Genomic DNA, 7066 nt, shown 5'->3' with positions numbered 1-7066 from the left:
ACGCAACCCCCGCAACTACCTTGCCTTCCTCGGCCTCGCCGCCGCCCTCTGCTGCTACAAACGACTCCTCCGACTCACCACATAGGACACGGTCTAAAGATCGAATCTTCGCAGGAACGACCGCCGGAGCCGGTCCACGTCTATGGCCGTGGCATCGAAGCCCGACCACCACAGCCACACCCGCTTGGGGCCGCGGTCCCCGGGCAGATGGTCGACCTGCAGCCGGATCACCGTGCCCGAGATGACCGGGAGGTCGCCGGCGGGGTGGTCGGCCCAGGCCGAGCGTCGGCTCAGCAGCGGGTGCAGCCGATCCCAGGCGGTGGCGACGGCGTGCCCGTAGCGGCTGGTCGCGCTGGTGGTGGTGTGGGCCGGTGCGGGCCAGGTGCTGTCGTCGGCGAACTTGAACTCTGCCCCGCGCTTAGGCTTTCTGCCCACTTTGCCCGACGGTTGCGGTGGGGGCGGGAAGTACAGGATGCGGTCCGAGCGCAGTCGGCCCAGCAGTTCCACCGGCAGGTCGGCCAGAAGGAACGCCAAGCGGGTGACGTCGTAGCCGGCGTCGAGGACGATGAGGATCGGCAGGTCGCCCTCCGTCCAGTGCCCGGCCGCGCGCAGGCGCTCAACCACCTCGCGCAGCTGCGTGGCGGTCAATGCGGTCTCGTCGGCGCCTGGCTCGAGCCGGACCGCGTCCAGCAGCGCGGTCCAGGAGGTGCGGCCTGGTTCCAGGGCGGCGACGATCGAGTACAGCCAGCCCGGGATCATTTGGACCGAGCTCTTGCCGCAGCCGTAGGTGTGGCAGAACAGCCTCTCCGCGCTGGTGACCGCGTCCGGCCGCAGCCAGTTGCTGACGTCACAGGCCAGCATGATCCGCCCGTCGGCCGCGCGCGGCAGCGGCAGGCCCGCGAGCGTTCTGCGTAGTCGCGTCATATCCAGCCGCCCGTGGTTCAGCGCCGTACAAGGCGCCGTGCCCGCGTCGGTGCTCGCGTACCAGCGACAGATCCACCAGCGTCTTCACCGGCCCGTCCGCGCACAGCAGGGCGTCGGTCAGCTCGAACAGCGCGTCGGCCCGGGTGGGCAGGCAGGCGTAGAAGTCGGTCCGGAGCCGGGACAACATGGCCAGGGACTCGACGCGGGCGGCATCGTCCAGCAAACTCACCCTCACGGCCTTCGTTGTGATCAGTGTCGACTTCAGCGAGAAGACATGATCACGCAAAGGCCGCCCTACTGTCTGGAGAACGGCGAAGCCTGTGGTCAACGGGCTGACCAAGCTGAGACGGAGCAAAGGATCAGTCGAAGGCTGCTCTCACGTCAGCTGAACCGCGAAAGCGCCGATCAACTTCGACTTGCGTTCGACGCCGGGCCTTCGAAGGCGTCTCGAAGAGACCCTGACGCAGTGAACCAACTCGGCCTGACCTCGGCTAGTACGTCCTCCAGTCCCTCGACCGCTGAGCGCAGGTCCTCCGCCGAGGGGTCAACAGGCGTCGGCAGACTCTGACCGAAGAGGCGAAAGCGCCAGAAGTCGGAGATCTCCGTTCCATCCGCGGCGAAGTCCACGTCGATGTCGATCCCTTCCGGGCCTGCCAGTCGACAGCCCACCCCGTGCATCGCATACGAGTAGCCGCCAGCCTCGCCGCGGCGGCTGACCTCGCCGGAGTGGGCAAGCACGAGCGGGTCCGCCAGCCGATTCAGCGAAGGCACGGACTTCCGAACCGCAGCGCGGGCAGCGCCGAGAGCGCCGACGAAGCCGAGCACTAGGGTCCGTGCTGCCAGCACCTGGTGTCTTGACGCACCCTCGCTCCCGGACTCCCGCAACACACCCTCCGGGCCACTATCAGATGATCTGGGTTGGGATTCTTCCGCGAGCCCAGCTAGGCCATCCCGCCCGAGAGCTGCCACAGATACGCTCCGGCCGCGTCGGCCGGCCCGACTGATTCCAGTGCGCCCGTCACCAGTTCCCCGCGGATGCGCGGGCTGCGCCCGCAGAGTCGGCGGCGAGCGGCGCCTCCGTTCACCTGAAGAATTCCCTAACCCGGCACGAACACATGCGTCCATGCTGATCAGGGCGGTGGACCGGCCCGGACGGTACGGGGCCGGAACTGCCGCCCTCGCACGGCGCAGAGTCGGCGGCGGTGACAAGGAGGTCTGGCTGATGATGTCCCGAAGACGCTCGCGGCATGCTCCGGTGCTGACCGTGACGCTGCTCGTGACGCTCGCCGCAGCCGGGTGCGGCGGCTCCGGCGATGGGGCTCCCTCGGCTGCCGACCGGCCGCGGTCGGACGCCACGGACCGCACAGGCGACAGCGGCGGAGCCCCGGCGAAAAGGCCGCCGGCGGACCCCTGCCGGCTCATCTCCGTCCAGGAGGTCCAGCAGTTGGGAGGCGTGTCCGTCACGGCGAAGACTAGCGAGTTCAACACCACGGGCTGCGAGTACTCGCACGACGGGGTGCTGATCTCCTCGACCGTACGGGGCGACGAAGCCAAGGCCTTCGCCGACGACATGCTCGCTGGAGCCCACAAGAAGCCGCTCTCCGGAGTGGGCGAGGAGGCCTACTCCTACGACGCCTCCGATCACGGGACCTTCGCCGTGCTCTTCAGGAAGTCGGGGACCTGGGTGGCGATGACCGTGGTGGCGGACAGGGCGGACAACGCCGGGCGGCTGAACGAACTCGCCCGGACGGTGGCCGCGCGCATCTGACACCGGCAGCCGGGCCCGCGCCGGGCCGGACCCCACGAGCACGGCGCGGTCGGCGGGGGTACGTGCCGGGGGTGGGGGCCGGGCACGGGCGGAAGTGCTGTCGTGCCGCGCGGCCCGTTCCTGGGACCCACCTCGTCCGACCGTGCCGAAGCCCTGCACGTCCGCGTGCGAGGCGAGGCGGTGGCGGAGCACTCCACGAGGCCGTCTGCCGCCGTTGCCCGGCAGCCGCAACGACCACGAGAGGCGACGCAGCGACCGGTGGCCCGATGGATTCTGAACAGGGCGCGAACACGCCAGTTGATGATGGTCTACGGGGTACGGCGCCGCGCGCGTCGGCCATGGCGAACGGATCACGGCATGAGGGGTATCCGGCTACTGTCGGCTGTGTCACGGGGGTTGCGGGCCCTCCGCCCGGGGTGGGTCCTGAGCGCGCCGCGCCCGGGGAGGTGGGGCGCGCCGCTCGCGATCGCACTCCTCCTGACCACCACAGCGGCATGCGGTGGCGCACCCGGGCGTGCGCACGAGGGCTCCGGTCCGGCCGACACGTCCGAGGCCGCGCTCACCTACGGGACCCGACCGGTCCGTGATCCGTCGATCACCTACCAGCCCGACGTCGTGATCGTCGAGGGCGGACCGCGAGCGATCCGGTCGGCATCCAGTGACGGTCTGACCTGGACCATCGACGGAAAAGCCCGCGGTGCCCAGGATGTTCGGCTCGGAAAGGTCCTGTACGCCACCAGCCGCGCGGTGGGGCGGGTGCAGGAGGTGCGTCGGGTGCACGGAGACGTCGTGGCCACCCTGGGCCCGGTGGAGTTCACCGAGGTCTTCCGCGATGCCCACCTCACCCTCGACCAGGACATCGACGATGGCGCGCTCCACTACCTGGAGATCCCGGACCTGCCCGGGGCGGTGACCGTGTCTGCGGATGCCCCGACGGACGCTGCGACAGAGGCCGAGAAGGGCGCTGCCAAGGACGCCGCACGGGATGTTCCGACGACGGCGCGTACGATCGGACAGACGTCGGTGCGCGCCGCGCATTCAGGGCGCGTCGGCATCGTGGTCGCACGGGGACCGGTCCGGGCCGCCGCCGGGGGCACGCTGCCGCCGGCCAGGTCGAGCAGCGTCACGGCGGATCTCGGGGACTGGAATGCCCAGCCGTACCGCAGCCCGGGAGCGTTCGGCCTGAAGTTCAATCACAAGGCCGCGGCGGGACTCAAGGTCTTTGTCGACTTCTCGCTGAAGACGGAGAAGCTGCACATCCGTTCCGATGTACCGATCTCCGGCGGTCGGGTCGCCGACGGGGCCACGTTCGCCGTCGAGGGAATCAAAAGCGTGGCGATCAGCATCGCCGCCGGTGCGGCCAACGGTGTCATCGACAACTCGAAGATCCGGGCCGAGGTACCGGTCCAGATGACCCTGCCGATCGCGGGGACCCCTTTCGCCTTCAACATCAGCTGGAAGTTCAGCGTCGCCACCGCACTCGGTGGCAACAACACCACGGTGACCGCCAGCGGTGAGTGGGGGCTCGACGGTGCCATCGGCATGGTCAACGGCTCGATCGTCACCCCGAAGCTCTCGGTGATCAAAAGCATCATGGACTCGGTCACCGGAGTCTCCGTCGGAGTCAGCGGCATCGCCACCGCCGTCGAGTTCAAGGTCCAGGTCGGAGTCGGTGTGCCCGCTGCCTTCGCCGGTCCCTACGCCAAGCTCGTCATGGACTTCGGGGTGACCAACGGCTCGGCCCTCGGAGCCCCGCTGACCCGCTGTGTCGGAGCGACGCTGGACGGCAAGGTCGGCGGGGGCGTGGGGGTCTCCGTCTCTGCCGTGGCCATGGCCGCCCTCAAGAAGCTCCTGCCGACGATGAAGTTCCAGCTGCTGCAGGAGAGCTTGACACCTTTCGTCCACAGGCAGCAGACGCTGCCGGACGTACCGCTGTGCAAGTCCTGACACCGAGACGAAGGCAGACAGCGAGGATCCCGATGAACCGCAACCGCAACCGCCCGCCGTCGCCACTGGTGCCCCTGGCTGTGCTCGCCTTGCTCGCGCTGTCCGGGTGCGGCGGCCACGGACAGTCCCCGGCAGCCGGCCCCTCGTCGAGCGAGCCGGCCACGGCAACCCGGACTCCGGAGGAGAGCACCGAGGCGCCGTCGCCGAATGGAGCAGCCATCGACTCCTGCGCCCTGGTGACCAAGCAGGAGGCCGAGAAGCTGGCCGGAACAGCGCTCGACCCCGCGACACCGGTACGGGAGACATGCACCTACACGGGTCCCGTCACCGGGCCGACGGCCCAGGTGGAGATCTTCGTCGGGGACGGTGCGAAGAAGTACCTCGACATCGAACGCGACCTCGGACACACGCTCAGGCCGCTGACCGGTATCGGCGACGAGGCGTACGCCGAGGACGAGGCGGTCTTCCTCCGCAGGTCCGACCGGTGGGTGTCGATCCGTCTGGTGCGGCTCAACGACCCGGCGGAGAACCGCACACCACTGCAAGAGCTGGCCCGAAAGGTGGCCACCCGGATCTGACCCGTGTCCGCCGTGCGCACCCGCCCCATCCACCGGAGCCCCCGCGATCCTACCCGTCGCTGAGGAGCTGTCGGTCACCCAGAACCGCATCGCTTACTCCCGGCAGTAGTACAACGACGCACTCTTCACCTACAACAACGCGATCCAGACGGTCCCGGCCAACGTCATCGCGGGCCTGACCGGCTTCGCGGCACGTGTGCGACGGCGGACGACGGGAAGCACAACGCCGGCCCGGCGCGGGCCTGGTCTCCTGGGCGCTGCTGTTGATGCTGATGGGCAGACTGAACGGCGAGCGCGGAACCCGGCGGGGCGCCGAGGTCGCGGGCCGCCGGCTGGATGTGCCTGAACACCTCCCCACGAGTGGGCTGTTTCGGCCGGCAGCCCGCCGTCTCGGTTACCCTGTGGGGTCGGCATCTGGCTTGCGCGGCGGCGCTCGGCCTCGCCCCTACGCGCGGTGGCCCTCCCGGTCGCCAGTGCCCTCAGCCGCTGCTGGGTCGCTGACTTCACGCACGTCGCCACCTGGAGCGGGGTCGTCTACGTCGCCTTCATCGTGGACACCTTCTCCCGTCGCATCGTCGGCTGGTCAGCCTCCACCGCCAAGGAGACCAGGCTCGTCCTGGACGCGCTGAAGATGGCCCTGTGGCAACGCGATCGTGATGGATTCACTTACGAGCATGGCGAGTTGATACATCAGTCGGACGCGAAGTCGCAGTACACATCGTTCGCGCCGGCCGAGCATCTGGATCGAGCAGGAGTCGCGGCATCGATCGGCTCGGTAGGCGACGCCTACGACTGTCAGTCTCTTCGTACCGGAACCCGCAAGGATCGGGTAGTCCCGGCCGCGACGGTCTGACTCTTGCTTACGACCGACCCCACGGGTGTCCTGGCGTTGATCTGTCGACCGTCCGGCCGGGCACGCAGCAAGCGCGGCGGCCACCGGCAGCTAAACGCCGCGATCTATCGCACCGTCATCGTCGGCATGCGGTTCCATCAACCTACGATCGACTACGTCGCCCGCCGCACCGCCGAAGGCAAGACGAAACGCGAGATCATCCGCTGCCGCAAGCGCTACGTCATCCGCGAGGTCTACCACCTGATTCGACCCGCTCCACAGACGACCCCCGCAACGAGTTGACAGCTATAGGAGCGTCAACGCCCTGATGGAATCGACGATCGGGCCTGTTCAAGAGCGAGCTGATCAAACCCGGCTGGCCCGGGAAGACACTCTCCCGGGTCGAGCTCGCCACCGCCGAGTGGATCGGCTGGTACTGCCACCGCCGACTCCACGGTGAGACAGGCCACGTCCCACCCGTCGAGTATGGGACCAACCACTACAGGAATCCACGAGACCCCAGGTCACAACCACAATCTGAGATCTCTACCGAACCCGGGGCGGTTCAGAGTATCCTGACGCGGTGACCACCAGCGCGGGAGGGGCTGCGGGTGCTGACCGGGTGCGCGACCCCGATACTGTCGCGCGACTGGCGGAGTCGGCCCTGCGACAGGGGCAGTACAACGAGGCGCTGCGGCATGTCGCGACGCTCCCAGCGGACGCGCTGCTGCCTGCCGAACTGGCCTGGAGGCTCGGCCGCGTACTCCATCAGCGGGGCGAGTTCGAGGGCGCCGAGTCGCTGTACGAACGCGCGGCCGCCGATGCCGGGGACGCCGACGCGGACCAGGCCCAGTTGCTGGCCGGCCGGTCGGCAGCACGCTGGGCCCGTGGTGACCGGACGCTGGCACGGAGCCTCGCCGACGAGGCGGTACGGGTTGCCGAGCAGAGCCGCGACGACGCTGCGCTGGCGGCGGCCTATCTCGCCCAGGCGCTGGTCGCCTTCAGTGAGGGCGACCG

General features: G+C 69.0%; 7 protein-coding genes and 2 pseudogenes. 6 read left to right on the top strand and 3 right to left on the bottom strand.

Going from position 1 to position 7066, the window contains the following annotated elements; all coding sequences use genetic code 11:
• Positions 1 to 96 precede the first annotated feature (96 nt).
• From ACFU8Q_RS37145 to ACFU8Q_RS37135, 3 genes and pseudogenes are all read right to left on the bottom strand, one after another.
• A pseudogene (locus tag ACFU8Q_RS37145) lies at positions 97 to 1153 on the bottom strand (transposase); the annotation flags it as partial.
• Between the two features lie 176 nt (positions 1154 to 1329).
• Positions 1330 to 1770 (bottom strand): DUF6896 domain-containing protein, encoded by a 441-nt coding sequence (locus tag ACFU8Q_RS37140; RefSeq protein ID WP_384463267.1) that lies wholly within the window; start codon positions 1768 to 1770, stop codon positions 1330 to 1332.
• Between the two features lie 101 nt (positions 1771 to 1871).
• Positions 1872 to 1958, bottom strand: a pseudogene (locus ACFU8Q_RS37135) (ABC transporter ATP-binding protein); the annotation flags it as partial.
• A gap of 89 nt (positions 1959 to 2047) precedes the next feature.
• Here ACFU8Q_RS37135 and ACFU8Q_RS37130 point away from each other — a divergent pair.
• From ACFU8Q_RS37130 to ACFU8Q_RS37105, 6 genes are all read left to right on the top strand, one after another.
• Positions 2048 to 2692 carry a DUF3558 family protein gene (locus tag ACFU8Q_RS37130; RefSeq protein WP_384463264.1) on the top strand — a complete coding sequence of 215 codons (645 nt, stop codon included), beginning with the start codon at positions 2048 to 2050 and terminating at the stop codon, positions 2690 to 2692.
• Between the two features lie 384 nt (positions 2693 to 3076).
• On the top strand, positions 3077 to 4639 hold the full coding sequence (locus tag ACFU8Q_RS37125; RefSeq protein WP_384463261.1) for a hypothetical protein: 1563 nt from the start codon (positions 3077 to 3079) through the stop codon (positions 4637 to 4639).
• Between the two features lie 32 nt (positions 4640 to 4671).
• The gene (locus ACFU8Q_RS37120) at positions 4672 to 5217 is read left to right on the top strand and encodes a hypothetical protein (protein ID WP_384463258.1); all 546 of its coding nucleotides are present in this window, start codon (positions 4672 to 4674) and stop codon (positions 5215 to 5217) included.
• 454 nt (positions 5218 to 5671) lie between these two features.
• Positions 5672 to 6070 (top strand): DDE-type integrase/transposase/recombinase, encoded by a 399-nt coding sequence (locus tag ACFU8Q_RS37115; protein ID WP_384463255.1) that lies wholly within the window; start codon positions 5672 to 5674, stop codon positions 6068 to 6070.
• Between the two features lie 3 nt (positions 6071 to 6073).
• Positions 6074 to 6352, top strand: a complete 279-nt coding sequence (locus tag ACFU8Q_RS37110; protein ID WP_384463252.1) for a hypothetical protein — start codon at positions 6074 to 6076, stop codon at positions 6350 to 6352.
• A 280-nt stretch (positions 6353 to 6632) separates the two neighbouring features.
• The coding region (locus tag ACFU8Q_RS37105) for a hypothetical protein (protein ID WP_384463249.1) at positions 6633 to 7066 on the top strand (434 nt) is incomplete at its 3' end.

Origin of the sequence: Streptomyces sp. NPDC057543, from assembly GCF_042801895.1 — a bacterium.
In the GTDB taxonomy this organism is placed as follows: Bacteria; Actinomycetota; Actinomycetes; order Streptomycetales; family Streptomycetaceae; genus Streptomyces.
This window is presented reverse-complemented; position numbering and strand designations above follow the sequence as displayed.

Excerpts from the sequence above, each read along its gene's own strand:
- ACFU8Q_RS37130 (WP_384463264.1), top strand. The coding sequence starts at position 2,048 with ATGCTGATCAGGGCGGTGGACCGGCCCGGACGGTACGGGGCCGGAACT.
- ACFU8Q_RS37120 (WP_384463258.1), top strand. The coding sequence starts at position 4,672 with ATGAACCGCAACCGCAACCGCCCGCCGTCGCCACTGGTGCCCCTGGCT.